Annotated in this window: 16 protein-coding genes; 10 read left to right on the top strand and 6 right to left on the bottom strand. The window is 71.0% G+C overall.

Going from position 1 to position 25,990, the window contains the following annotated elements:
* Window positions 1-438 precede the first annotated feature (438 nt).
* Window positions 439-1,134 carry a GntR family transcriptional regulator gene (locus tag AC5WS8_RS20045; protein ID WP_496104780.1) on the bottom strand — a complete coding sequence of 232 codons (696 nt, stop codon included), beginning with the start codon at window positions 1,132-1,134 and terminating at the stop codon, window positions 439-441.
* A 295-nt stretch (window positions 1,135-1,429) separates the two neighbouring features.
* On the opposite strand from AC5WS8_RS20045, the gene AC5WS8_RS20040 reads away from it, so the two are divergent.
* The 5 genes from AC5WS8_RS20040 (at window position 1,430) to AC5WS8_RS20020 (ending at window position 6,422) form a co-directional block, all read left to right on the top strand.
* Window positions 1,430-2,224: a putative hydro-lyase gene (locus AC5WS8_RS20040; protein ID WP_496104779.1), complete on the top strand. Its 795-nt coding sequence runs from the start codon at window positions 1,430-1,432 to the stop codon at window positions 2,222-2,224.
* Window positions 2,225-2,277: 53 nt separating this feature from the next.
* Window positions 2,278-3,042, top strand: coding sequence for a LamB/YcsF family protein (locus AC5WS8_RS20035; RefSeq protein ID WP_496104794.1), 765 nt, complete (start codon window positions 2,278-2,280; stop codon window positions 3,040-3,042).
* Window positions 3,039-3,692: a 5-oxoprolinase subunit B family protein gene (locus AC5WS8_RS20030; protein WP_496104778.1), complete on the top strand. Its 654-nt coding sequence runs from the start codon at window positions 3,039-3,041 to the stop codon at window positions 3,690-3,692. The genes AC5WS8_RS20035 and AC5WS8_RS20030 overlap by 4 nt, the downstream gene beginning before the upstream one ends.
* Complete coding sequence (locus AC5WS8_RS20025; protein ID WP_496104777.1) at window positions 3,689-4,561, top strand: 5-oxoprolinase subunit C family protein; 873 nt, start codon at window positions 3,689-3,691, stop codon at window positions 4,559-4,561. Before AC5WS8_RS20030 ends, AC5WS8_RS20025 begins: the two co-directional genes overlap by 4 nt.
* A gap of 592 nt (window positions 4,562-5,153) precedes the next feature.
* Entirely contained in the window at window positions 5,154-6,422 is a 1,269-nt protein-coding gene (locus tag AC5WS8_RS20020; RefSeq protein WP_496104776.1) for an MFS transporter, read from the top strand.
* Window positions 6,423-6,941: 519 nt separating this feature from the next.
* Here AC5WS8_RS20020 and AC5WS8_RS20015 read toward each other — a convergent pair.
* Both AC5WS8_RS20015 and AC5WS8_RS20010 read right to left on the bottom strand, forming a co-directional pair.
* Window positions 6,942-7,322 carry an SCO4402 family protein gene (locus tag AC5WS8_RS20015; protein WP_496104775.1) on the bottom strand — a complete coding sequence of 127 codons (381 nt, stop codon included), beginning with the start codon at window positions 7,320-7,322 and terminating at the stop codon, window positions 6,942-6,944.
* On the bottom strand, window positions 7,319-10,726 hold the full coding sequence (locus AC5WS8_RS20010; protein ID WP_496104774.1) for an ALF repeat-containing protein: 3,408 nt from the start codon (window positions 10,724-10,726) through the stop codon (window positions 7,319-7,321). The genes AC5WS8_RS20015 and AC5WS8_RS20010 overlap by 4 nt, the downstream gene beginning before the upstream one ends.
* A 425-nt stretch (window positions 10,727-11,151) precedes the next feature.
* On the opposite strand from AC5WS8_RS20010, the gene AC5WS8_RS20005 reads away from it, so the two are divergent.
* The 3 genes from AC5WS8_RS20005 (at window position 11,152) to AC5WS8_RS19995 (ending at window position 15,683) form a co-directional block, all read left to right on the top strand.
* Window positions 11,152-11,646 (top strand): hypothetical protein, encoded by a 495-nt coding sequence (locus tag AC5WS8_RS20005; protein WP_496104773.1) that lies wholly within the window; start codon window positions 11,152-11,154, stop codon window positions 11,644-11,646.
* A gap of 311 nt (window positions 11,647-11,957) precedes the next feature.
* Complete coding sequence (locus AC5WS8_RS20000) at window positions 11,958-13,532, top strand: trypsin-like serine protease (RefSeq protein ID WP_496104772.1); 1,575 nt, start codon at window positions 11,958-11,960, stop codon at window positions 13,530-13,532.
* A 357-nt stretch (window positions 13,533-13,889) separates the two neighbouring features.
* Window positions 13,890-15,683 carry a trypsin-like serine peptidase gene (locus tag AC5WS8_RS19995; RefSeq protein WP_496104771.1) on the top strand — a complete coding sequence of 598 codons (1,794 nt, stop codon included), beginning with the start codon at window positions 13,890-13,892 and terminating at the stop codon, window positions 15,681-15,683.
* Between the two features lie 179 nt (window positions 15,684-15,862).
* Here AC5WS8_RS19995 and AC5WS8_RS19990 read toward each other — a convergent pair whose 3' ends face one another.
* Both AC5WS8_RS19990 and AC5WS8_RS19985 read right to left on the bottom strand, forming a co-directional pair.
* Window positions 15,863-16,645: a VOC family protein gene (locus AC5WS8_RS19990; protein ID WP_496104770.1), complete on the bottom strand. Its 783-nt coding sequence runs from the start codon at window positions 16,643-16,645 to the stop codon at window positions 15,863-15,865.
* 299 nt (window positions 16,646-16,944) lie between these two features.
* On the bottom strand, window positions 16,945-19,752 hold the full coding sequence (locus AC5WS8_RS19985) for a hypothetical protein (protein WP_496104769.1): 2,808 nt from the start codon (window positions 19,750-19,752) through the stop codon (window positions 16,945-16,947).
* Between the two features lie 520 nt (window positions 19,753-20,272).
* Between AC5WS8_RS19985 and AC5WS8_RS19980 the strand changes: the two genes are divergently transcribed.
* Window positions 20,273-21,604: a hypothetical protein gene (locus AC5WS8_RS19980; protein ID WP_496104768.1), complete on the top strand. Its 1,332-nt coding sequence runs from the start codon at window positions 20,273-20,275 to the stop codon at window positions 21,602-21,604.
* Here AC5WS8_RS19980 and AC5WS8_RS19975 read toward each other — a convergent pair.
* Window positions 21,581-22,912 carry a serine hydrolase domain-containing protein gene (locus AC5WS8_RS19975; protein WP_496104767.1) on the bottom strand — a complete coding sequence of 444 codons (1,332 nt, stop codon included), beginning with the start codon at window positions 22,910-22,912 and terminating at the stop codon, window positions 21,581-21,583. The two genes, AC5WS8_RS19980 and AC5WS8_RS19975, sit on opposite strands and share 24 nt — an antisense overlap.
* A gap of 290 nt (window positions 22,913-23,202) precedes the next feature.
* On the opposite strand from AC5WS8_RS19975, the gene AC5WS8_RS19970 reads away from it, so the two are divergent.
* Entirely contained in the window at window positions 23,203-25,932 is a 2,730-nt protein-coding gene (locus tag AC5WS8_RS19970; RefSeq protein WP_496104766.1) for a SpoIIE family protein phosphatase, read from the top strand.
* The last annotated feature ends 58 nt before the right edge of the window (window positions 25,933-25,990 follow it).

Below are 25,990 nucleotides of genomic sequence, written 5' to 3'. Positions count from 1 at the left end.
ACGGGTCCTGCAGTCGGCTGCGTGTCGAGGCGAACTGAGCGGGGGCGCGCCCCAGACTAAGGGATTGTTGAACAATTCTTCAATACGTTGCCGGACGGAGGCGGGGTGGTCGCAGGGGTCCACGGCCGTCGTGATCCTTGCGCGGGCCATCGGCGGTGCGGGGTCGTCCGTGCCGGGCGAGACCGGCTCGGCGCTCGTGAACACGGACGTTCCGGGCGGAAGGCGATCATGCCGAAGGGTGGCGTGAAGCCCGACGGCAGCCCGGCTCCGGCGCCCTGGAGCCGGGCCGCGGACACACGCAGGCCCGCGGAGAGGTCGTCCGTCCGGGGGCGGCGGATCGGCGCGCCCACCCGTCGGCGCTGCCTCCTCCGTCATTTCCGGTGGCCTGTGCCACCACTGGTCGGCGTAGAACCGTGTGAAGCCGGGTGGCCGGGGCGGTCAGTCCCGGGTGAGTTCGGAGTACCTTCGCAACAGCTGCCCTTCCGCGTCGTCGAGGTAGTTCGACAGCAGCAGTTCGGCGCGGACCAGGTCCGCTGCCTTCAGGGCGGCCAGGATCTGGCGGTTGCGCTCCAGGTAGGGTTCGTGGAAGTCGCGCGGATTGTCCATCGCATGGAAGACCAGGCGTAGTTCCGCCAGGAGTCCGCGCATGAGCTCGTCAAGGCGGTCGCTTCCGGCGAGGCCCACGACGGCCTGGTGGAAGTGGACGTTCGCGGTGCCCAGATCGAGCCAGGCGTGCCCGGCGGCCGCCTTGTCGCCTTCGGCCACCGCTGCTTCCGCCTGGCTCAGATCGTAGGGCGGAATGCCGAGCTTCCGGACGGCCGCGCATTCGATCAGCTTGCGCACCCGGTAGATGTCGGTGGCGTCCTGCACCGTGAGATACCGGACGAACACCCCGCGGTTGAGCTCGTGGACGAGCAGCCGTTCATGCGTCAGCAGTCGGAAGGCCTCCCGCAGTGTGTTGCGCGAGACGCCCAGGGCGCTGCCGATGGAGTCCTCGGACAACTTGCTGCCGGGGGGCAGGTGTCCTTCGGCGATGCGCGTCCGCAGGATGTCGGCCACTCGATCGGCGGTGCTGGAGCGGCCCAGGCGCTCCCGGTCGCCGAAGAGAACCGACGCATCCACCCCGGTCGACATGGCTCATTCCCTTCTGCGGCCGACGGCTGGCTCCGGCGGTCTCTCGTTGGACAGTGCCCAGTCAACCGGAAAGCGGTGAACGAAACAACAATCACCTCTGTCAGATTGTTCAACGATCCTCTAACATGGGTCTGGTGCCGTGGCAGGCGCAGTGCAGTTCCCCGAGGACGAACGGCCCTCGATGTGGCAACCGGGCGGCGGCCGCGGACCGGCGGCCGGGCCCGGGCCGCCGGCAGATCGGCAGTGACCAGAAGGGACGGCCCCGATACGGGCTCCCCTGATGAGAGGACCATCGATGACGAGTGTCGCCACACCTGAGGCTCTGACTCCCGGACAGGCGCGGTCCCGCTTCCGTGAAGGTGCTGACGCGCCCACCGCGGGCTGGTGCGCCGGCTGCACTCAGGCCGATCTGATCTCCGTACCGTCGGAGTGGGCCTACGACGTCCTGCTGTTCTGCCAGCGCAACCCCAAGCCGTGTCCTGTCCTCGACGTCACGGACCCGGGCTCCTGGTCGACATCCCTGGCGCCCGGTGCCGACCTGCGCACCGACGTCCCCCGCTACCGTGTGTGGGAGGACGGCCGGCTGGTCGACGAGCCGGCCGACGTCGTCGGAGTATGGCGTGAGGACCTGGTCACTTTCCTGATCGGCTGCAGCTTTTCCTTCGAAACCGCCCTCGCCCGGGCCGGCGTCCCGCTGCGCCATGTGGCGCAGGGGCGCAACGTTGCCATGTACAAGACCAACCTGCCGTGTCGGGCCGGCGGCCGACTCCGAGGTCCCGTGGTGGTCTCCATGCGCCAGATCCCGGCCGATCTCGTGGAAACGGCGACCCGCGTCACCGCTCTCACGCCCTCCGTCCACGGCAGCCCGCTGCACGTCGGCGACCCCGCTGCACTCGGTATCGAGGACCTCGCCCGCCCCGACTTCGGCGACCCGGTCGAGGCCGAGCCGGGCGACACGCCGGTGTTCTGGGGCTGCGGAGTGACTCCGCAGGCGGCCCTGGTGGCGTCGAAGCCCCCCTTCGCCATCACGCACGCGCCCGGACACATGTTGATCACCGATGCCCGGGACACGGACTACCGGGTCGCATGACCGCGCAGTGGCGTCTGGTGCCCCAAGGACTCTTCCAAGGAGACATGACAACGATGACGGACATCGTGATCGACCTCAACGCCGACCTGGCGGAGGGATACGGCCGATGGTCACTCACCGACGACGAGGCCCTGCTGTCCATCGTGACCAGCGCCAACGTCGCCTGTGGCTTCCACGCCGGTGATCCGAGCACCATGCGGCGGGTCTGTGAGAAGGCGGTCGAGCGCGGGGTGCGCATCGGAGCACAGGTCTCCTACCGGGATCTGGCGGGCTTCGGCCGCCGCGCCATGGACGTCCCTCCGGGGGAACTCGCCGACGAGATCGCCTACCAGATCGGCTCCCTGCAGGTGTTCGCGCGGGCGGCCGGAGCGGACGTCGCCTACGTCAAGCCGCACGGAGCGCTCTACAACCGGGTGGTGTCGGACCAGGAGCAGGCGTCGGCCGTGGCCGCGGGCGTCCTGCTCGCGCACCCGGGCCTCCCCGTCCTGGGCCTGCCCGGCTCGGCCATGCTCCAGGAGGCCGGGCGGGTCGGCCTGCCCACCATCGAGGAGGCCTTCGCCGACCGTGCCTACACCGCTGAGGGCACCCTGGTGCCACGGGGCACCCCCGGCGCGGTGATCAGCGACGCCGAGCACATAGCCCGCAGGGCCGTCACCCTGGTGCGGGACGGATATGTCAAAGCCCACGACGGAACCGCCCTGGTGGTGCGTGCCCGCTCGCTGTGCCTGCACGGGGACACCCCCGGCGCGGTGGTACTCGGCAGGCGCGTGCACGCGGCACTGCGGGAGGCCGGAGTCAGAGTGGAGGCCTTCGCATGAGGCTCAGGCAGGTCGGAGCGGACTCGCTCCTCGTCGACCTGGATACACCGCAGGAGGCACAGGCCTGGCACCACCGGCTCCTGAGCGGACGCGCGGCGGGAACGCTTGCGCCGGTACGGGAGATCGTGTCCGGCGAAAGAACCGTGCTGCTGTACGGGGTCACCGATGTGCGGGCCATGGAGGCGGAGTTGCGTCAGTGGTCCGTACCGCCCCTGGACGCCGCATGTGGCCCCCTCCTGGAGGTCCCGGTGCGTTACGACGGAGCGGACCTCGGCACGGTCGCGGACCTGTGGGGTGTCACCGAGGACGAGGTGGCCCGGATCCACAGCGCTGTCGAGCACAGGGTGGCCTTCTGCGGCTTCGCACCCGGGTTCCCCTACATGCTGGGAATGCCTGAGAGCCATCACGTGCCCCGGAAGGCTGAACCGCGCACCGCTGTCCCAGCCGGCTCCGTGGCGCTCGCCGGTCCCTACACCGGCGTCTACCCCCGTGTCTCTCCCGGCGGCTGGCAGCTGATCGGCAGCACCGACATATGTTTGTGGGACATGGACCGCGAGCCGGCCGCCCTCCTCACACCGGGCACGCGGGTCCGCTTCGTTCCTCAGCCGGTGCCCTCCCGCACGACGAATGCCGAGAGGCACTGCGCATGAACGGCGGCAAGATGGAAGTCCAACGGGCCGGGGCGCTCACCACCGTCCAGGACCTTGGTCGCTTCGGCCACGCGGGGCTGGGCGTTCCGCGGTCGGGAGCGCTCGACCAGCCCGCGCACCGACTGGCGAACCGGCTGGTGGGCAACTCGGCCGGGGCGGCAACCCTCGAGACCACCCTGACCGGCGTGGCCCTGCGCACCGCCCAGCCGGCAGTCGTGGCCGTGACCGGGGCACCCGCCCCCGTACGGGTCGACGGACGACCCGCCGCGTGGGCCGCCCCCGTGTACGTGCCCGCCGGTGCGGTGCTCGACGTGGGCACCGCCGTCAGCGGACTGCGCAGCTACGTCGCCGTCGCCGGGGGCTTCGCCGTCCCCCAGGTCCTCGGCAGCCGCTCCACCGATCTCCTCTCCGGTCTCGGTCCCCCTCCGCTTCGGGACGGCGACATCCTGCCCGTGGGAGAAGGGGCCGGCCGTCCCCTCCACTCGGACACGACGATATGGCAGGCTCCGCCGGACGAACTCGTGCTCCCTGTCCTGTTGGGTCCGCGGGACGACTGGTTCACCTCCGCCGCCCTTGAGACCCTCACCGGCGCCCGGTTCCTGGTCTCCGCCAAGAGCAACCGGATCGCGCTGCGGACGGAAGGACCCGCGCTGGAGCGCGCGGTGCACGAGGAAATGGCCAGTGAGGGCATGGTTGTGGGAGCGATTCAGGTTCCACCCGACGGCAGGCCCGTGGTCTTCCTGGCCGACTGCCCCACGACCGGCGGCTATCCGGTCGTCGGCGTCGTTCCCGAAAGCAGTCTCAGCGCGGCTGCCCAGGCCAGACCGGGCCTGCCGGTCCGCTTCGTGCCGGCCCGGCGCCCCGCCTGACGTCCAGGGGCGGCCACGACGAGCCCCCGACGACCGAGCACTTGCCTCAGGGGTCGCCCCCGCTCGGCCGTCCCCATTTCGAACTCCTGATCGTATCCAGTCGCCGTAGGGGGCGTCGGGAGGCCCGACCGGGTCACGCGGGACGGGTCCGCACACGGCGACGCCGCCGCCGCTCGGGTCGACGGCGTGGTGCCGTGGGCTCGCGCTGCCGGCCGATGTCCGGCTCCGGTCCGAGGGAGGGTGGGCGTCACCCGTGTGGTTCGCCACGGTCGCGGCCGGAACCCGCAGCGCACGGCATGCGGTGGCTGTGCGCGGACGCGGAGGCCCTTTTACTGAAGTGGCGAATATACCTGTTGTCCCACGGTCACCCGGTCTGGTCGTTTTGGGTGGCGGGCTTGGCAGGGGCTGATCGGGCGTCGGTGCGCAACGGGGCCTCGGATTGTAGAAAAGACTTCTCAACCTCTTGAAGGATCGTTCAACGATCCCTAGCTTGTTCCCCGACGCCGGTCGAGTACCTGTCGCACACCGCCGGGCCGTCGGCCTCGTACTGCCTCGCCTCCCTCCCGTTCATCTCCTCTCCCGTGAGGTCACCGTGTCATCCACTCACACGAGCTCCCCGGTCACGGCGCGAGCCGAGACCACCGGACCGTTCGGCTGGTACAGATCGATGTCCCCGCAGGGCCGGAAGGCCTTCAAGGGTGCCTTCGGCGGCTACGCCCTCGACTCCTACGACTTCCTGGTGCTGCCGATGGCGATGGTCGCCATCACCGCCTACTTCGGTCTCACCAAGGCGCAGACCGGACTGCTGACCACCGTGACACTGCTGTCGTCCGCACTCGGTGGTGTGATCGCCGGAGTCCTGATCGACCGCATCGGGCGCGTCAAGACGCTGATGGTCACAGTGTCGGCCTATGCCGTGTTCACCGTGCTGTGCGGGTTCGCCGCCAACTATGCGATGCTGCTGTCGTTCCGCACCCTCCAGGGCATCGGCTTCGGCGGTGAGTGGGCGGCCGGCGCGATCCTTGTCGCCGAGTACGCCGCACCCAAGTACCGCGGCCGGGTGATCGCGTGGGTGCAGAGCTCCTGGGCGGTCGGCTGGGCGCTGGCCGTCATCGTCGGCACCACGCTCACCGACAGCCTGAGCCCGAACATCGTGTGGCGGGTGCTGTTCTGGACCGGGGCGCTGCCCGCACTGCTGCTCGTCTACGTGCGCCGCAACGTCCAGGACGCGCCGGAGGTCACCGAGCGGTTGGCCGAGAAGAAGGAGCGCCGACCTCTGTCGTCCGTCTTCAAGGGCGGTCTGGCCGGCAGGACGGTGTTCGCGACCCTGCTTTCCACCGGTGTGATGGGTGGCTACTACACCTTCGCCACGTGGCTGCCATCCTACCTGAAGACCGAGCGCGGCCTGACCGTCGTCGGTACCGGCGGCTACCTGTTCGTCCTGATCACCGGAGCGTTCTGCGGCTATGTGACCGCCGGAACGCTCGTCGACCGGCTGGGGCGCAAGAAGGCCTTCGCCCTCTTCGCCTTCCTCTCGGCCGCCCTGCTCTTGACCTACGTCAACATCCCGGCGGGCTCGAACACCCTCCTGCTGGTCCTCGGCTTCCCCCTCGGGTTCTCGGCCTCCGCCATCTTCTCCGGCTTCGGGTCCTACCTCGCCGAGCTCTACCCGCACGCGGTACGCGGCACCGGTCAGAGCTTCACCTACAACGTCGGACGCGCCATCGGGTCGATCTTCCCGACCGCCGTCGGGCTCTCCGGCGGTGTGGGCGGGGCGCTCGTGTACGGCGCCATCGGCTACGCAGTGGCCCTGCTCGCTCTGCTGGGCCTCCCCGAGACTCGCGGCACCGAGCTCAGCTGAGCGAGACGCCCGCCGGAGCCTTGCTGCCGGCGGGCGTCCATGACGTGGCAGCAGGCGCCGGCCGCACCTTCCGGCAAAGGGCAGCAGGCCGGTCGCTGCAGGAGGAACGCGCCGTCCCGACGGCAGCCGCCGTGACACCGTGTACCGAGGTCCGCCGAGAGCGACGCAGGCCGGCCTTCTCTCGACGACAAGGCTCATCCGAGCACCCGTCACTCCTCTGTGTTCCCACCGCGGTTCCCTGGGAGGAACACGCCCGACCGGACTGGGTGGATCCGTCACGACGACCGCCGGGTGCGGCGTCAGCCGCACCCGGCAGTTGCTTCTGCGTGATTCGGTGGGCACGCCACCGTTACAGAAAGGCCCTGATCGCTACCACGGCGCCCTGTCGAACGCCGCAACTGTCACGTTTTCACAGCGCACATGACGTGCCGGCTTCTGATTCAGGAAGACCGACTCAACGTGAATGGCGATTCGTACGGATGCCATGTCCTGCAACGGAGCTGTCGACGACTGCAGGAATCACCGAGTGAGCGTTCTGTGGGCCTCCGCCGCGGCTTCGACCACCGATGGCCACAGCCGGTGTCCGAGGTAGGTCGCGTCGCTCTCTTCCCGGCCCACGGTATTGAGGATCTCGTCGAGCCGGTCGGCGAGACGTTGCATGGACTGCGCCTCGGCGGTGTCGCGCAGCGTGCTTCCGATCGCCGCGAAGGGATCCTCGAGCACCAGGGTGTCGTCGTAGAGCACGTGCACGTTCAATGTGAGGTCGTCGTAGTAGTCGGGATGCGGGTAGTGCCCCTCGATCCAGACGTGTTGTTGGTGGTCGGGATCGGACAGCGCGCGAACCGCCTCGATGATCTCCTCGCGCATCTGCGGCAGTCGCACCTGTGGCGTGTGGCTCATGGCTTGTTCCACTCCTTCCACTTCAGCCACTCCTCCAGCGGGATGTGAGCTTCCCGAGCGTTTTCCTTGATCGACCCGGAAATGGGGTTTCCGTCGCGACCGATGATTCTGCCGCCCGAATTGATCACCACGTGGTCGACCTGCTGGTATTCCTGTGAGTTGTTGAGGTTTCCTTGGTCGATCCGGACGCCGTTCCCCTTGCCGTCGTTCCATCGGTAGCCCACGCCCTTGTTGTTCGTCTTCATGAAGGGCTTGAGAGAGTCCGGCACCTTGTCCACGGCGTCCTGGGGAAGCCAACCGTCGATCGTCCTGCTGACCCGGCTCGCCTCGGCCAGACCTTCGACCCCCTCCTCGACCTTCTTCGCGGCCTTGAGTTCACCGGCGCCGGGGAGGATGACCATGGCGGCGGCAGCGCATTTGCCGAGGGCGGGGTTCTTGATGCAGTCCTTGATGTCGTTGAGGCCGAGGAGTTCCCAGGTGATGGCGGTCAGGGTCGGGTCGGGCGGGGTGGTGTCGATGACGAAGTCGCCGGGGGCGAGTGCGCAGGGCAGGAAGCCTGCGATGTCGTGGTTGGGGCTCGGGCGGCAGCGTCGGGGCTGCTTCTTCTTCGCTTCTGCCGCGGCCTTGCGTGCTTCTTCGGCCTGGCGTCGGGCTTCGGCTTCCTCGGCCCGGCGCTTGTCCATCGTGATCTGCCAGGCCTGCGTGGCCTGGGATGCGGCCTCTTTGGCGCTCTTGCCGGCTGCGACGGCTGAGTCGTGGGCGTCGGCTGCCGCCCGGTCGGCCTGTTCGGCGGAGGTGCGTGCGTAGGTGGCGTTGAACTCGGCCTGGGCGGCGGATTCGGTGGCGGCGTCGGCGTCGCGGTCGGCGGCGTCGGCTGCGTTGCGGGCGGTGGTTGCGGACTTGGCCGCCTGGTCGGCGGAGTTCTCGGCGCTGGTGGCTGCGACGTCGGCGTCGTGGGCGTAGCCCTGGGCCCGGTGGGCGGAGTCGGCGGCTTGGGCGGCGGCCTTCTTCGCGTCGGTTGCGGCCCTGTGGGCGTCGGCTGCGGCCTTGGCGGCCAGCCAGCTGTTCTGGCGGGCCGTGGCGGCGATGCCGGATGCCTCGGCGATCAGGCGCTGCATCTGGGCGTCGTGGGTGGCGGCGAGTTTGTCCTTGCGGTCGGCCATGTACTGGCCGGCCTGGAGGAAGTCGTGCAGTTCGTCGGCGGGGCCGGACAGGGCGATCTTGGCGGCCGCCTGGACTTCGGGTCCGCCGTCGTTGACCAGTTTGGACGCGGCGACGCGTTCGTCGTCGTTGCGGGCGCCGTACTGGCCGGTGGCGATGAAGGCGGCCAGCGTCCTGGGGTCGTTGGTGGCCAGGGCGGCTTTGGAGGCTTCCTTGACGCCGGGGCCGCCGGCGTTGTTGATCTGGGAGACCTTCACCCGCAGGTCGTCGTTGGCCACGGTGTACTGGCCGGTGGTGTAGAAGTCGGCGATCCGCTGGTCACTGCCCTTGAGGGCGTCGGTGGCGGCGGTGCGCACCGCCTCGTAGGGGCTGGTGGTGCTGAGCTCGAAGACCTTCTCGCGGACCTCCTGCGCCTTGGCGCTCCGCCAGCCGGTGCGCAGGTATTCCAGGATGTCGTCGTCGGTGCCGGACAGGGCCCGGGTGGCCGCGGCCTGGCTGAACGGACCGAGCTCCTTGAGTGCCTTGAGGGCGAGTCGGCGGCCCTTGGCCGCGAGAGCTTTGGTGTCCGCATCGGGCCTGGAGGCTTCCGCCGCGAGGGTTTGCGCGGTGTCGTCCAGGCCCCGGGCGTCCGCCAGGTCGGCGGCGGCCTCGGAGGTGAAGTCGTCTGCCTGGTCCTTGCGGGTCCTGGCGCGTTCGATGGCGGCGTTGGTGCGGGTGGTGAGGTCTTCGGCCTCGCTCTTGCGGGCGATGTCGTACACCTTCTTGGCGGTTGCCACCGCCACGTCGGCGGTGTCGGCGGCCTGCTTGGCCGCTTGCGCCTGCTTGTCGGCCTGCTTGGCCGCATCGGCTGCCTGGCCGGCGTGTTTGGCGGCGTCCTCCGCCGCGTCCGCCGCCTTGTTCGCATGCGCGGCGGCGGAATTGGCCGCATCCCGCGCGGCGTAGGCGGCATCCGCGGACTCGTCGGCCAGCGCCTGGGCCGCGTTGGCCGCGCGGTTGGCCTCCGCCGCGTGCCGACGGGTCTCCGCAGCGGCCTGCGCGGCCTCCTCGGAGTGCACCCCGGCGGCATCGGCAGCCGCGTTCGCTTCGTCCGCCGCATCAGCCGCCGCGTTCGCGTCCGCGCCGGCGGCGCGCGAGTCCGCAGCGGCGTCCTTGGCCGCCCGGGAGGCGTCCCCGGCCGCCTGGGCGGCCTTCGCCGACTTGGCGGCGAGCAACGCCGTCGCCCGGGCATTGGCCGCCGCGTTCTTCGCGTCCTGGGCCTTGCCGGCATCGCCGGCGGCCGCGGCTGCGGCGTTGTAGGCCCGCGAGGCAGCGTTCGCCGCGGCCGCGGCCGCACTGGCGGTCTGCGCGGCCGCCGCCGCAGCAACGCGCGCGGACTCGTTGGCCGCGTTCGCCGCGCCGATCGCCTCCTGCGCCGCGCCGGCGGCCGCACGCGCGGCATCCGCCGCCTGCCTTGCCCTGGCCGCAGCCAGCTCGGAGTCGCCCTTCGCTGCCCGGGTCTCCTTGGCCGCCCGCTGCGCGTCCTCCTTGGCCAGGGCGGAGGCCGCCTTCGCCCGCGCCGAGGCCGCCTTGGCTGCCTCGGTCGCGGCCTGGGCCCGTGTCCCGGCCTTCTGCGCCTGATCCACCAACTGCTGGATGGTGGCGTGTTCCTGGTCCTTGTTGCGGGCCACGAACTGCCCGACCTCGAGGAACTCCACCACGTCATCCGGGGTGCCCTGCAGAGCCAGCTTCCCGGCGGCCTTCACCGCCGGTCCGCCATCGTTTATGAGCTTGGAGACCTCGACCCGGTCATCGGTCTCCCGTGCCTGGTACTGGCCGACCTTCAGGAACTGCGCGACGTCATCCGGGCTGCCCTTGAGGGCAGCGATACCGGCCGCCTTGACTCCCGGACCACCGAAGTTGATGACCCGCGAGGCCTCCACCCGCTGGTCCTCCTGCAGCGGCGCCTTCCACCCCCCGACGAGGAAAGCGCGCACCGCACCCGGGTCAGGGTCCTTGAGCGCGTTCTTGGCCGCCTCCTGCACGGCGGGACCGCCCACGTTGACGATGCGGCTGACATCGACGCGGTCGTCGTCGTTCTGGATTCCGCCCCTCTCGGCAAGGAAGTTCTTGACGTCCTCGTCCGAGCCCACCAGGGCCTTCTCCGCCGCGGCCTTGACGCCGGTGCCTCCGGTCCTCCACAGGCCGACGACCAGAGCCCGGTCGGACACCGGTGTTCCGCCGTCGTCCGAGTCGTCGTCCGCCATCGCCGGTACCACGCTGAACAGGCCGGCGGTGAGCGTGATCGACAGGAGGACGGTGCATGCGCGGCGCAGGCCGGGTATGCACCCCTGGTTTCCGGAAGTCGTGTTCTTGGATGGCGCTACCGATGAGCGCAAAGGCCGTTTCACAGGCCTGCTCCCCCTGAAAATATGTGAGATCCGTCATAGATCGGCACGTATGCGGGTGCTGCTGGTCGGGCCATGCACCCGTTGGCAGAAAGCGGTGACCGCCGTGGCGGAGCGACCTCGTCGTGACTTCTGAACACGGCAGGCGTCCCGCAAGGTTTCTGACGACGCGCCAGTAACATCCTATGCACAGACCGAGCACGCGAAGCTCACGGGAGCTTCACTGCGTGCAGCATCACGGGGAAAGAGAAAGCACCTTGATAACCAGGGGCCGAACGCTCATCATGGCGGCCGTTTCCGGAGGGCTGGCGATCTGTGCCGGAGCCGTTACGCTGACCGCGGCACACGCCGCCCCGGGGGATCCCTCTCCCACCGCCTCCGCCACAGCCGCTCCGGCCGACGACACGATGCCCTCGGCCGTGGAGGACTTCGCCTACCCCGACGCGGCGAAGATCTTCCAGGAGAAGCAGATCCTCCTCAAGCAGGGAGACGGCCACATCCTGCTGACCGACTGCAAGTCCACGTACGCGATCATGGTGGAGTCGCGGACCGCCCAGAAGCAGTTCTGCTTCGCGGTCAGCGGCAAGCAGGGCGAACTGACCCTGGAGCTGCCCGACGCCTACGGCATCTGGACCCAGGACCATCCCGTCGAGGCCACGGTGAAGAGCGGCGACAAGAAAACCGTCGTCGAAGCCGCCAAGAACGACTACAAGCCCATCGGCGAGGCCGGCGCCGCCGGAAAGCCCTCCGTCCTCGTCGAACTCCGCGTCACCGGCTGAGCCCCCGGACGGGTCCCTGCCGCCACGGATCCGCCCGTCGCCGATCCCGCGCGCCGCGCGACCGGCCTTCACCGGCAGCACGACAGCCTGCCTGCCCTCTCCGACCGACCACTGTCGCCACCGGCACAGCAGACGCCGAAGCCGGCTCCTCACCGAGCCGGATGTCCGTCCGGTGTGTCAGCGACAGCAGACGAGGGCTGCTGAACGGCGCCGCAGGGGCACCGGTCCTCCTGTCGGCGTTGCCGCTCATGAGCTGATCGCGCTCACTTGTCTGTCTTCCCACCGACCTCATAAGAAACGGGGAAACACCTATGTCCGGCTCCCGTCCGCACACCGCGCGGACCAGCGGCCTGATCACCGCCGCGGCCCTGGCTGCCGCCGCCCTGTCGGCCACGCCCGCGGCCGCCGTATCGGGCCCTCAGGCCCCCGCCGCCACTGCGGCCGCCACCGCACGGCTCGACATCGGCGGCCAGCGGGGCTGTTCGGCCACACTCGTCGCTGCGCAGTGGCTGCTGACGGCCGCGAGCTGCTTCACCGACACCCCGGGCGGCACCCTCGCCCCCGGCGCGCCGAAGCTGAAGACGACGGCGACCATCGGCGGCACCGCCCAGCAGGTGGTGAACCTCGCTCCTCGCGCCGACCGGGATGTGGTGATGGCCCAGCTGGCGAAGCCCGTCGGCGGCATCACACCGGTCCCGGTGGCGGGCACGGCGCCCGGCGTGGGGGACGAGGTGCAGGCCGCGGGCTATGGGCGCACCAAGGACGAGTGGGTGCCCGACCAGGTGCACACGGCCGCCTTCACCGTCCAGAACACCGGTGCCACCACCGTGGGCCTGGCGGCGAGGACCGACGGCGCCGCCGTCTGCAAGGGCGACACCGGCGGCCCGGTGCTGACCACCGCCGACGGCCGCACCACGGTCGTGGGTGTCAGCAGCCGTTCCTGGCAGGGCGGTTGCCTGGGCACCGACCCGTCCGAGACCCGCACCGGGGCCATGGCCGCCCGGGTCGACGACCTGGCGGGCTGGGTCCAGCAGGTCGCCTACAGCACCACCTTCGCGCACGCGCCGTGGAAGCACGCGGTGCAGATGGCCGCGGGCTACTACACCGGCGGCTCCGCGGGCGGCAGCCGGCACATGGACCTGATCGTGCTGTGGGACGACGGCGAGGTCACCCTGTACCAGGGCGGCGACACCGACGACGCCGCGCACCCCTTCGCCGCCGAACACCAGTTGGCGCCCCGTAAGAGCATCTGGACTCATGCCGTCTCGATCACCGGTGTCAATGCCACCGGCGGCGGCACGGACGGGCTGGTCGTGCGCTGGAACGACGGTGAGATGACCCAGTACACGACGGTGGATGCCAAGGGCTTCCACGGCGAGAAGCAGCTCGCCCCGCCGAAGACGCCCGACTGGCAGCACAACGCACGGCTGCTGACCGGCGGCCGCTTCGCCCCGAACGGCCACCGTGACGACCTGCTGGTGGAGTGGAAGGACGGCCATGTCTCCGTCTTCGGCGACCTGGCGGCCAACGGGCTGAAGAAGCAGACCCGGATCGTCGCCAAGAACACCACCACCTGGCCCTACGCCGAGAACCTCACCACCGGTTCCTTCACCGGCAGGAGCACGGATGATCTGCTGGTGCGCTGGGTGGACGGGGAGACCACGATCTACCCGGGCCTGACCGGCAAGGCCCTGCCCGGCGAGATCAGGATCCGTCCGGAGAAGTCGGAGTGGAAGGACGCCGCCGTTCTCGCCGCGGGCGCCTTCACCGCCGACACCACCGCGAACGACGTCCTCGTCCGCTGGAACGACGGCCACGTCAGCCTCTTCACCGGCGTCGACGCCAAGGGCCTGCACGACGAAGTCGAACTCGCACCCGCCAACTGACGTACCGGGAAGCGGCTGCACCGACACGGCTCACCGGGGGCGGCCCACGACGAACGGTGGACCGCCCCTCGGCTGCCGTGGCCCACGGCGCCGCTGCGCCCCGGGGTCACGGCCTTCCCGAGCTCCCCGGAAAGCCGGATGTCCCGGAAACGAAGAAGGGGCCGCGCACTCCGCGACGGCCGTCACTCTCACGCACAGCCGGATCCCCACCGTGCCGTCCGGCGTGCCTGACTGGAGCAGATTCACTTGAGTAGCACGCGAATACGTTTTTGGCCTGCCGCCGTCCTGTGCGGGGCACTGGTGCTGTGCAACTCCGCCATCGCAAGAGCCGCATCGGACCCCGCCTCCGGCAGACCCGTGGCGGAGGAGCCCGCGCCCGCCCTCGCCGCTCCTTCGCCGGTGGCGTCGCCCTCCGCCACCTCCTCGTCCTCCGGCGGTGACACCTGGACGGCCGAGGACGCGATCCGGTTCTGGACCTCGCGGCGCATGGCCTCGGCCACGGATCCCTCAGGACGCGCCGCCCGGCCGCAGGGCCGGACGGCACCCGGCAAGGGGCGGTCGTCGGTCGCCGCGGGAGTCAGCGGTGAGTTCTTCGACGGTATGAAGTCCGTCGGCGTGCTCTTCAGCACCGACCGGGACATGAAAGCGCACTACTGCACGGCGAGTGTGGTGCGCAGCACAGGACGCAACCTGCTCCTGACGGCCGGTCACTGCGTCGGCAACAGGGCGGCGTTCATTCCCATGTACGACCACACCAAGCCGGCGGGGGACCAGCCGTACGGGGTGTGGCCGGTCAAGGAGTGGTTCCGGGACGCGCAGTACGCCTCGGACAAGAGCCGGAACTCCGACCTGGACTTCGCCTTCGCGAGCCTGGCCGACAACGGCGGGCGGAACGTCGAGGACGTCGTGGGCGCCAACGCTGTGGCCCGTACTCCGGGGTTCGGCAACCAGGTGACCGTCGTCGGCTACCCGAGGGTCGACCACAACCCGCAGGACCGCGCGTTCCGTTGTGCCGGCGTCAAGACGACCGCGCTGCCGGCCTACTACCAGATGCAGATCGACTGCGCGGGCATGTGGGGCGGGGTCTCCGGCGGACCGTGGTTCTCCTCTCTCGATCCGTCGGGCGACACCGGGCAGATCATCGGCAACGTCGGCGGCTTCATGCAGGGCGGCCCGGACGTGGACGGCAAGGACCCGCTGTACAACCGGATCACCTACAGCCCCCTGTACGGCGACCGGTTCTTCCAGCTCTACGACGACGCCCAGAACGCCGTCCACAACGACCGCGGCGCCTACCAACCGCCGCCGCTGCCCTACTCGATGGGAAGGGGGGCCACCTGGAAGCACGCCGTGTCCATGACTGCGGGCTACTACACCGGCGGCTCCGCGGGTGGTTCCAGGCACATGGATCTGATCGTCCGCTGGGACGACGGTGAGGTCACCCTCTTCCAGGGCGCGGACGGAAGCGACCCCACCGGTCCCTTCGCCGCCGAGTACCGGCTGGCGCGCCGCAAGAGCATCTGGGCCAACGCCGTCTCGATCAGCAGTGTCAACGCCACCGGCGGTGGCACGGACGGGCTCGTCGTGCGGTGGAACGACGGCGAGATGACCCAGTACACGACCGTCGACGCCAAGGGCTTCCACGGCGAGAAGCGACTCGCACCGCCGAACACCGCCGTGTGGAAGAACGACGCACGGCTGCTGGCCGCCGGCCGCTTCACGCCGGGCGGTCACCGCGACGACCTGGTGGTCGTCTGGAAGGACGGCCACGTCTCGGTCTTCAGCGACCTGGCGGCCAACGGACTGACGAAACAGCGGCAGATCGTCGCGAGGAACACCACCTGGACCTACGCCGGCCAGCTCAGCACGGGCTCCTTCACCGGCAAGGCCACCGACGACCTTCTGGTGCGCTGGACGGACGGTGAGGCAACCGTCTACCCCGGCCTGACCGACAGGAGCCTGCCCGGTGAGAACAGGATCCGGCCCGCCAGGTCGGAATGGAAGGACGCCACCGTGGTCACCGCCGGCGCCTTCACCACCGACACCGCCGCCGACATCCTCGTCCGCTGGCGCGACGGGCACGTCAGCCTCTTCACCGGCGTGGACGCCAAGGGCCTGCACGACGAAGTGCAGCTCGTTCCGGTGGGCTGAGGTACCGGAAACGGGGCGCCTTCCCGACCCGGCCGCACCTGCGCGTACGGCCTCGGCGAGGTCCTCGGGCTTCCACGTCCGCGGGACACGCGGTGGTACGTCGGACGCCCCATGGTGTCCGACGTGCCCGTCCACGGAGAAAGCGGGTTGGGGACCGCGTCAGGCCGGGGGCGGGCAGGTCAGCCCTGGCGCGGGTTCGGCTTCAGTACGGCGAACACCGCCTCGCCCGGATCCGCCAGCCAGGCGAGGCGTCCGACGCCCGGCACGTCCGTGGCGGGCATGAGCGCCGTCCCGCCGTTGCCCCGCACCGCCGCGACGGTGGCATCGGCGTCGGCCACCGCGAAGTACGGCACCCAGCGCGTTTCCTCCCGCTCGTGCTGAAGCGGAGCCACGCCACCGAAGGACCCCTCCTGCTGGTCGCCGTCCCTGATGCTGAGCACCCGGTACGTCATGCCGGGCGCCTGCATCTCCTGTGAACGCCAGCCGAACAGCGCGTGGTAGAAGCGGATCGCGGCTTCCGGGTCGGCCACGTGCAGTTCCACCCAGACCAGCGCGGCGTCCTCCGACGTCCTCTCCAGGCCCTTGGTCCTCCCGGGCTGCCACACGGCGAACCCGGCCCCTTGAGGATCGGTGAACCGGGCCATCCGGCCCTCGCCCATGACGTCCATGGGTTCCACGCGCACACCGCCCCCGCCGGCGACCACCTCGCGGGCGGTGGCCTGGACGTCGTCGCTCCGGAAGTACGTCGTCCAGGTCGACCGGGCGCCCTCCTCGGTCAGCGGCCCGACCGCACCGACGGTCTTCCCGTCCTTCTGGAAGAACCCGTAGCCGCCCGCTTCGGGTCCGGCGGACACGAACCGCCACCCGAAGACGGCGCCGTAGAAGGCGGCAGCAGCGTCCGTGTCCGGGCTGCCGAGGTCGATCCAGTTGGGCGACCCGGTACGGAAGTCGGTGCCGAGCATGCGTTTCCCCCTGCGCGTGAGGTGCGGAGACTCCCGCAACTATGCCGACCGCGGGGACGGCCCCCGGCGCACCGTACCGGCCCACCGGAGGGTTTCACCCGAGAGCGGGAAGCGCTCGCCGCTGGTGCAGCGGACGGCACGCCGGTCGTCGCGCCTTCGGGACCGGGCTGCTTCGTGAAGCCCCGCGTCCCTGTGTGAGCCGCCGGAGCACCCGGTGACGAGCGCCGACGGGGCCGCGGTCGCCCACGGCCCCGTGCTCAGGGCGACGTCAGGACGTCTTCACCGCGCCCGGGACGGGTTCACCGTGCCGTCGTCGTGGTGCCGCTGGCCCACAGTGCGCCGCCCTTGCCGGTGCCACCGGTGTTCCTGTAGACGACCAGGTTGCCGTCGTTCTGCATCACCGCGTACGCCCCGGAGTTGCGGTACGTGCCGGTCGACCACAGGGCGCCGCCCCTGCCCGGGCCGCCGGTGCTCCTGTAGACGACGAAGTTGCCGTCCGTCTGCATCACCGCGTACGCGTCCGGGTGGCCGTAGCTCCGGCTCGACCAGATGGCGGCACCGTCCCGTCGGCGGTACACCACCAGGTTGCCGTCCGTCTGCATGACCAGACGGGTGTAGGTGCCCTGCGTCCACCAGCCGGGCTTGAGGGTGGTGCCGGAGGGGATGGTCTGGTGCCGGGCGTAGGTGCCGCTCGCCCACAGCGGTGTGACGCTCGCCTGCTCGTAGACGACGACGTTGCCGTCGTCCTGCACGGTGGCGTACGCGCCCGGCGCACCGTCCGACGGGCCGGACCACAGGGCGCCGCCCTTGCCGGGCCCCCCGCTGTTCTCGTAGACGACGAGCTCACCGTCCGTCTGCATCACCGCGTACGCGCCCGGGTGGCCGTATGTCCGGCTGGACCAGACCGGCTGGCCGGTGCCCTTGCCGGTCTTCAGGTACGCCACGAGGTTGCCGTCCGTCTGCATGGTCAGCGTCACCGTGGCGCTGGTCAGGCTGTGCCCCGGGGGCAGCTGCTGTCCGGGGTACATGAAGGCGCCGGCCGCCGGGGCGGGGGTCGAGGCGGGGATGTGCGGGTCGACGAGGTGGATGTTCTTCCCGCTGTCCAGGTAGGCGACGCCGCCCTGGTACCTGTCGACGGCCCAGCTCACCCTGCGGTCGTCGGCGACCGGCCCGCCGGGCAGGTCGGCCAGGTCGGTGGTGGTGGCCGTGTCGGTGTGCACGTCGGTGAGCGTGAGCCTGCCCGCCGCCGTGTCGTGTTCGACGACGAATCCGTCCCCCAGCTGGGCGAGGCCTGCGGGGACGGGGACGTCCTTGCCGGTGGCCAGGTCCCACACGCCCGCCGGGCCCGATGTTCCGCACGACCAGTACACCCAGTGCCGGGCGGCCGCCTGCAGCTCGCCGGGCGTGCACGGCGCGCCGGTCGCGACGGTCTGCACGGTGCGCCGGGTGGTGAGGTCGATCTGGGTGAGGGTTCCCGCGGTGGTTCCGGGGACCCACACCGTGGAGCCCGACAGCGCGGCGGCGGAGGCCGGACGGCTGAAGAGGACGTGGCTGTTGCCGCCGGCGTCCGCGTCACCGATGTACTGCTTGTTCGTCGAGCCGCCGTTGTAGACCACGTAGCGGCCCTCGGCGTCGACGAGGGTGCCGCCGGTGGCGCCCGGCGTCACCAGCACCGCGCTGCTGTCGGGGGCCTGCACGGTGACGGCGTCGCCCTCGGCGTTGGCGTTCGGCCACAGTTGCGAGATGTTCCCGTCGCCGGTGGCGATGGGCGGGTTGCAGGTGGCCGCGGTGTCGCAGTGGGTGGGCGCGAAGGGCCGGCCGAAGTTCTGCTCGGCACCGTAGGAGGGCGGAGAACCGGGCTGGACGTTCCGCTCGCGGACGAAGTCCCCACCGAGCGACTGGCGCTGGACCGAGTACAGCTTCCCGCCGCCGAAGGCCAGCCCGTCCAGGGGAGCGGGCACCGGGGGGTCAAAGTCCACGGCGGTCCCCGTCGGAGTACCGTCCGGCCCGGCGGTGAACAGGCGGGCCGCCCAGTCGGTGACGGCCGGGCCGCCGACGGCGACGACCCCGTTCGGCTCCTGCCGGAAAGAGTTGAAGTTGACGTGGTCCAGGACCGGGGTCACCGTGGCCGGGCCGGACAACGGCATCGCGTAGAGCGGGTAACCGAGCGTGTCGTCCGCGGTGGACGCGCCAGGATGCGAAACCGAGTAGGCCACGAGCAGGGAGTCGCCCGCGATGCCCGCGAAGCGCACGGCGCTGCTGTACCCGCTGCCCAGCGGCGCCGGCGGCACCTTGACGACGGTCTCCGTCCCGCCGGGAGCGGAGCGGGACACGAGGTGGACCTCTCCCGCCGATCCGGACCCGACGGCTCTGGAGGACGTGTACCAGGCGATGTACCTGTCGGACAGCACGACGCGGGACGGGGAGACCAGCGGCCCCAGGACCGGGGTGAGGGAACCGGTCGCCAGGTCGACCAGGGCCAGGCGGCGCTCGGTGGCGCCATCGGCGTTCTTGACGTAGTACGACAACACCACCGAGTCGGCGTCCCCGGCGAGCACCGGGCTCAGCGGTGAGGCGCCCGCGGGCCAGCCGGTGACCGGTGTGTCGGTCTGCTGCCCGTCCGCCGTCGCGAGCACGTGAAAGCCCGTCACCGTTCCGTCGGCGGCCTTGGTGACCGTCAGCACGCGTGAGCCGAAGGCCCCCAGGTAGCTCTGGCCGGCGCCGGGCCTGATGGTGGTGGTCGTTCCCGAGTCCAGGTCGTGCAGGTGGTACCCGTCGGCCGCCGGGGTCGCCACGACGTCGGAACCCGCGCCGGAGTACCCGGGTATCTGCGGGTCGCTCCTGACCTCGGGCATCGGGATGTCGGGTCCGCCCGCGTACTTCGTCCAGACATAGGTGGACTCGGTGTCGGACCGGTGCAGGAAGCCACCGGTGCCGGCGAAGTCCACCAGGTCCTTGGGCGGATTGTTGAGCAGAGCGGCCGGTATGACCGTCTCCGTGGGGGTGTCGGCCGAGGCTGTCGCCGCGGTCAGCGGCAGGACCCCCGAAGCGAGGGCGAACGTCGCGGCGACCGCGATGCATCCGCTCCTCAGGGTGTGTTGGGCCACCCATTCCTCCTTCACGGTGGGGCATGGGTGACATCCGGCCGGCGGTCGGCCGTCCAAGGCTTCCGGCAGCGCCGATGGTCGAGTCCCCGCAGTCGCCAAGGTGCCGAGCCTTCGGTCACCATGTCCCCCATGCGAGGGCGAGATTAACGGACCCGAACCCATTGGGAACAGGTGTTCCACTCGACACCGCATGTTCGTCCTACAGTTGCGCAATCCAGCAAGTTTCTCGCTATGCTTCCGGCGATTCGCGACGGTTGCCTCGCAACGCGAGGCGTCCGCGGGACACGGGCCACCACCCCGTGTCGGGACGGGCCCTGGGCGGGGCGTGTCTCCCGCGCCAGGGGTGACGACCCCGGACGGCGTGCCGTGCCGTGGGGATCGCGCCGTGGCACGGCGACAGCTCCGACGAGCGGGAGGGCCGGCACTGCTGAGACGGCGCGTCCACCCCCGCCGAGCCGACGCGGGGCGACCGCGTCCTCGGCCGTCCCGACGCCGGAGACGGGCAGACGGGAAGGATGGAATGCGGAACGCGGAGACGGCGGGCGCCGCACCCGGGAGCGGGACGCGGCTCGGCCGGATCGGACGCTATCCGGTGCGGTGGCACACCGCACTGCTGACCTTGTGGACGGCTGTCTGGTTCGTCGTGGCCGAACGCCACGGAGCCGTGTCCTGGCACTATCTGCACACCGGTGAGGAACTGCTCTTCAGCCAGGTGCCCGGTGGCGGCCTCGCGCTGTACGCCAACCACCCCGAACTGCAGATCGGCCCGGTCAGCTTCCTGGTCGCCGGGCTGTTCGCCCCGTTCCCCACGGTCGTCGGCGAGAACCTGGCCGAGGCGTTCATGTCGTGCCTGGGCCTGTACATGCTGGTCCTCGTCGGCCGCACGGCCGCCGACCACAACCGGGGCACCGGGCTGAACCACAAGCGCCTCCAGCAGCGCGTGCTGGTCGCCGGGGCCGCCTTCATCCCCATGTGGGTGGAGGTCTCCGTGCGTTTCGCGCATCTCGACGACGTACTGGCCCTGTTCTTCACCACCTTCGCCGTGCGCGCGCTGGTGCGCGGCAACGCCACCGCCGTCGGCGTCTTCCTCGCGCTGGCCGTGGACTCCAAACCCTGGGCGGTGGGCTTCCTGCCGCTGCTGCTGGTGCCGCCCCGGCCCGCGCGACTGCGCTCCGCGGCCTGGGTCGTCGGGCTGGTGGCCGCCGCCTGGCTGCCGTTCTACCTCACCCACATGGAGACCCTGGCCGCGGCGCGCTTCACCATCCCCAACCAGGCGGCGTCGTCACTGCGGTGGTTCGGCGTGAGCGACCCGGTCACGCCCTGGTGGGACCGCCCCGCCCAGATGGCGCTCGGCATCGCACTGGGGACGCCGGCCGTGCGCCGGCACCGCTGGCCGGCCGTGGTGCTGCTCGCCGCCGACGCGCGCATCGTGCTGGACCCGAGCGTGTACACGTACTACAACGCCTCGGTTCTGCTCGGCACTCTGATCTGGGACTCCATCGGGCAGCGGCGGTTGGTGCCCTGGGTGAGCTGGATCGCGTTGATCTCGCTGTACGGCAGCGCGCTGCTGGTCCCGTCCGACTCCGTCCGGGGGCTGATCCGGCTCGCGTTCGCCGTCGGTTCCGCCGCGTACGTACTGTGCTGGCCCCAGCGCACGCCACGCAACAGGCGCCGCGGAGGAGAGCAGGAGGGCGCCCCTTCCGCTCCTGGCCCGGCCGCCCCGGGTGCCTCCGGGGATCCCGGGGGCCGGTGCGCGCACGCATCCGACGGCCTTCCGCGCAGGGGGCCGGTCCCTTCGCCTTCGGGAGCGGCCCCCTGCGTGCGTCCGTCAGTGCTTCGCGAGCGCCGGTGACCGCCACTCCGGCGCATGCGCCGGGGTGGTGAGGTTCGCCCCGCCCGACCGCAGGGCCGGGGAACCGGTGGCCGGACCGCACAGGGACTTCGCCGCGAACGTGTTGATGGCGTCGTCGATCGGGCCCGGGGTCACCTTGCCGTCCGGTCCGAGCTTGTCGTACTTCGACAGGTTGTAGGCGAGCGCCAGCTGCCGGCGGCCGTCCGGGCTGGAGATCGCCCAGGTCTCGGCGCCGAACACCGCGCCGTCATGGCCCCAGAACGTACCGCACCCCCAGTCGAAGCGGATGAGGCCCAGGCCGTAGTGCCCCATCACATGGCCCTGGGCATCGGTCATCGGGACCGTTGTCTTCATCTGGGCGAGTTGAGCGGCGGGGAGCAGTCGGCCGGTGAGCAGTTCCCGGTAGAAACGGTCGAGATCCGCCATGGTGGAGACGACCGCGCCGGCCGTTCCGGCCCAGGACATGTCGTAGACGCTGTAGTCGCGCGGTGGGTCGATCAGCCCGTAGAAGGACTCGTACAGCTTGGGGTGCGGACCCCTCATGCGCGGGCCGGTGGGGAAGTAGGTGTGCCGCAGACCGGCCCGGCGGATGACGTGGCGCGTGATGTACCGCTCGGGGTTCTCGCCGGTGAGCTTGCCGAGCAGCAGCCCCGCGATGACGTAGTTCGTGTTGGAGTACGACCACCTCTCGCCGGGAGCCCCGGTCGGCGGGGCCTGCACGCCCATCCGGACCAGCTCCCGCGGGTCGAAGTGCCGGAAGCGGTTCTCGTCCAGGCTGCGCGTGGACATCGTCTGCAACGACGGGAAGGCGTAGCGGACGAAGTCCCCGATGCCGCTGGTGTGGTTCAGCAGCATCCGCACGGTGATCAGGTCCCCGCGCCGACCGGGGACGAGGCCGGGGAGGTACCGGGAGACGGGCGCGTCCAGGTCGAGGCGGCCCGCGGCGACCTGCTGGAGCAGGGCGACGGCGGTCATCGACTTGGAGATGCTGCCGATCCGCTGCTCCATGTCCGGCGTCACCGGACGACCGGTGTCCCGGTCGGCGACCCCGGCGGCACCGCGCCATGTGGTGCGACCGTCCCGCACGGCCGCCCAGGCGCCGTACATGCCGGCGGTGTGGACGGCCTTGAGGGCTTTCGACAGGGCCGCCCGGTCCATGGTCGGCTTGTGGGCGGCGGTGGCCGGCGGAGTCGCCGCGTCCGCCTGGGGGAGCGCGGTGGCCGAGGTGGCAAGGGCTGCGGTACAGGTGAGGGCGACGGCCCATCCCCGTCGTGTCGGGGCCGGGCGTCGCTGGTTTCGGCGTGCCAAGGACATGGTTTTCCGAACAGCCTCTCTGCGTGCGGGGGACCGGGACAGATCCTCAGGGGATCTTCGCCGGGGATGTGCCGCGGGGCATCGTGCATGCGGAGGAGGGGTGGTACGACCGTCGGACGAGCGGATTTCGGTCACGGTCGGTCATGGCCGGTCACGGCGGTCAGGTCCGGACACAGCGGTCTCGGCCGGTGGCGGCGGTGTCGGCCATGCGCGGGGTTCGGCCCGCGGAGCCGTGTCGTCGGCGAGCATGCGCATACCGGGCCGTAAAACGATAGAAAGGGGATATGGCTGGAGCATCCGGTCGATCTGCGCGACGTCGGCGCTGCCCGCTGAGTGTGCGCAGTCTCGCCGGGCAGGTCTTCCTCCTGCAGTTCGCCGTCGTGGTGCTGCTCGTCGCCGCCACCCTGGTGGCTCTCGTGGTGCAGGCCCGGCGCGACAGCATGGCGGACGCCCAGCACCGCACGCTCGCCACCGCCGAGACGTTCGCCCACTCCCCGGGGATCGTCGCCGCGCTGAACAGCCCGGATCCCAGCGCGGTGCTGCAGCCGCACGCCGAGGCGGCCCGGAAGGCCGCGGGTGTGGACGCCATCATCGTGTACCGGCTGGACGGGGTCACCCTCACCCACAGCGATCCGCACCAGATCGGCAAGCACGTCATCGGCCCCTACGCGCAGGCCGCGGCCGGCAAGCCGTTCACCAGGACCTTCCGGGGGACCCTGGGGCTCTCGGTGGTCTCGGCGGTCCCGGTCAGGGCGCCCGACGGCTCGGTCGTCGCCATCGTCTCCGTTCCCGTCAGGGTGGAGAACGTGCGGCACAGGGTGGACCGGCAGCTGCCGGTGCTGTTCGGCGGCGCCGCCGGGGCACTGGTCATCGCCGTGGGCGGGTCCGCCCTGGTGAGCCACCGGCTGCGGCGGCAGACCCACGGTCTGGGCCCGGCCGAGATGACCCGGATGTACGAGCACCACGACGCGGTCCTGCACGCCGTGCGGGAAGGCGTGCTCATCATCGGCGCCGAGGGCAGGCTGCTGCTGGCCAACGACGAGGCGCGGCGGCTGCTGGACCTGCCGGCGGACGCCGAGGGGCGCCAGGTCACCGATCTGGGCCTCGAGGACGACCTGCCCGGGCTGCTGGCCTCCGACCGCCCCGTCACCGACGAGGTGTACCTCGCGGCCGACCGGCTCCTGGCGGTCAACAAGCGACCCACCGCGCCCCACGGACCGGTCGGCAGCGTGGTGACGCTGCGGGACACCACCGAGCTGCTGGCCCTGACCGGCCGTGCGGAAGTGGCGCGCGAACGTCTGAAACTGCTCTACGACGCCGGCGGCCGGATCGGCTCCACCCTGGACGTGAAGCGCACCGCGGAGGAACTGGCGGAGGTGGCGGTGCCACGGTTCGCGGACGTGGCCACCGTCGAGCTGCTGGACCCCGTCCTGACCGGCGGGGAGCCGTCCGCGGCGAACCCCGAGGTGCGGCGGGTCGCGGTCGTGGGCATGGACGAGGACCATCTCCTGTACCCCGTCGGCCGGCTGATCCGGTTCGTCCCCGCCCACCCCGTCTCCCGGGGCATGCTCGGCGGACGGGCGGTCCTGGTCAGGGACCTCAGCGCGGACGACAGCTGGGTGGGGCAGGACCCCGAGCGCTCCCGGCACATCCTCGGCCACGGCGTCCACTCCCTGCTGGCGGTCCCGCTGCGCGCCCGCGGGGTGGTGCTGGGGTCGGCCGACTTCTGGCGGGGGCCGTCCTCCCCGCCGTTCGACGAGGAGGACATGGCCTTCGCCGAGGAGCTGGTCGCCCGGGCCGCGGTGAGCATCGACAACGCCCGCCGCTACACCCGCGAGCACACCATGGCCGTCACCCTGCAGCACAGCCTGCTGCCCCGTGGGCTCCCCGAGCAGTCCGCCCTCGACGTGGCCTACCGCTACCTGCCCGCGCAGGCCGGAGTGGGGGGCGACTGGTTCGACGTCATCCCGCTGTCCGGCGCCCGGGTGGCCCTGGTGGTCGGCGACGTCGTCGGCCACGGACTGCACGCCGCGGCGACCATGGGCCGGCTGCGGACCGCCGTGCACAACTTCTCCGGCCTGGACATGCCCGTGGAGGAGCTGCTCGGACGACTGGACGAGCTGGTGGCCCAGATCGACGCCGACGAGGCCACCGGCGGGGACGACGGGCAGGGGATCACCGGGGCGACGTGCCAGTACGCCGTCTACGATCCCGTCTCCGGTCAGCTGGCCATCGCCACCATGGGCCACCTGGGGCCGGCGCTCGTGCACCCCGACGGGACCGTGGACTTCCCACCGGTGCCCGTCTCCCCGCCCCTCGGCATGTGCGCGGCTCTGCCCGTCGAGAGCACCGAGCTGACCGTGCCCGAGGGATCGCGGCTGGTCCTCTTCACCGACGGCCTCGTCGAGGACCGCGACCACGACCTGGACACCGGCCTCGCGGCCCTGCGCGCCGCCCTGACCGGACCCGACCGCACCCCGGAGGCCACCTGCGCGACGGTGATGGACGCGTTGCTGCCCGAGCGGCCCACGGACGACATCGCGCTGCTGGTGGCCCGCACCCGCTGTCTGGGCCCCGACCGGGTCGCCGAGTGGCAGGTGCCCCGCGACCCCGCGGCGGTGGGGCCGGTGCGCACCGCCTGTGCCCGCCGGCTGGCGGAGTGGGGCCTGGAGGAGAACGTCTTCACCGCCGAGCTCATCCTCAGCGAGCTGATCACCAACGCCATCCGCTACGGCGGCGAACCCGTCTCCGTCCGGCTGCTGCGCGACCGCGCCCTGATCTTCGAGGTGGCGGACGGCAGCAGCACCTCACCCCGGCTGCGCCGGGCGAAGGCCACCGACGAGGGGGGCCGCGGACTCTTCCTGGTCGCCCAGTTCGCCGAACGCTGGGGCACCCGCTACACGGGCACCGGCAAGGTCATCTGGGCCGAACAGTCCCTCCACGGCGGCGCCGCACCGGGCGGTGAGGAGCTCGGCGACATCCTGCTCGGCCAATGGGAGGACACGCCGCTGTGAAGGCGCCGCACGCCGTCCGGCCTGCACGATCGCCCGACGTGGGTACGCTGGCCTGGAT

The organism is Streptomyces sp. PTL18, assembly GCF_059510295.1.
This window is presented reverse-complemented; position numbering and strand designations above follow the sequence as displayed.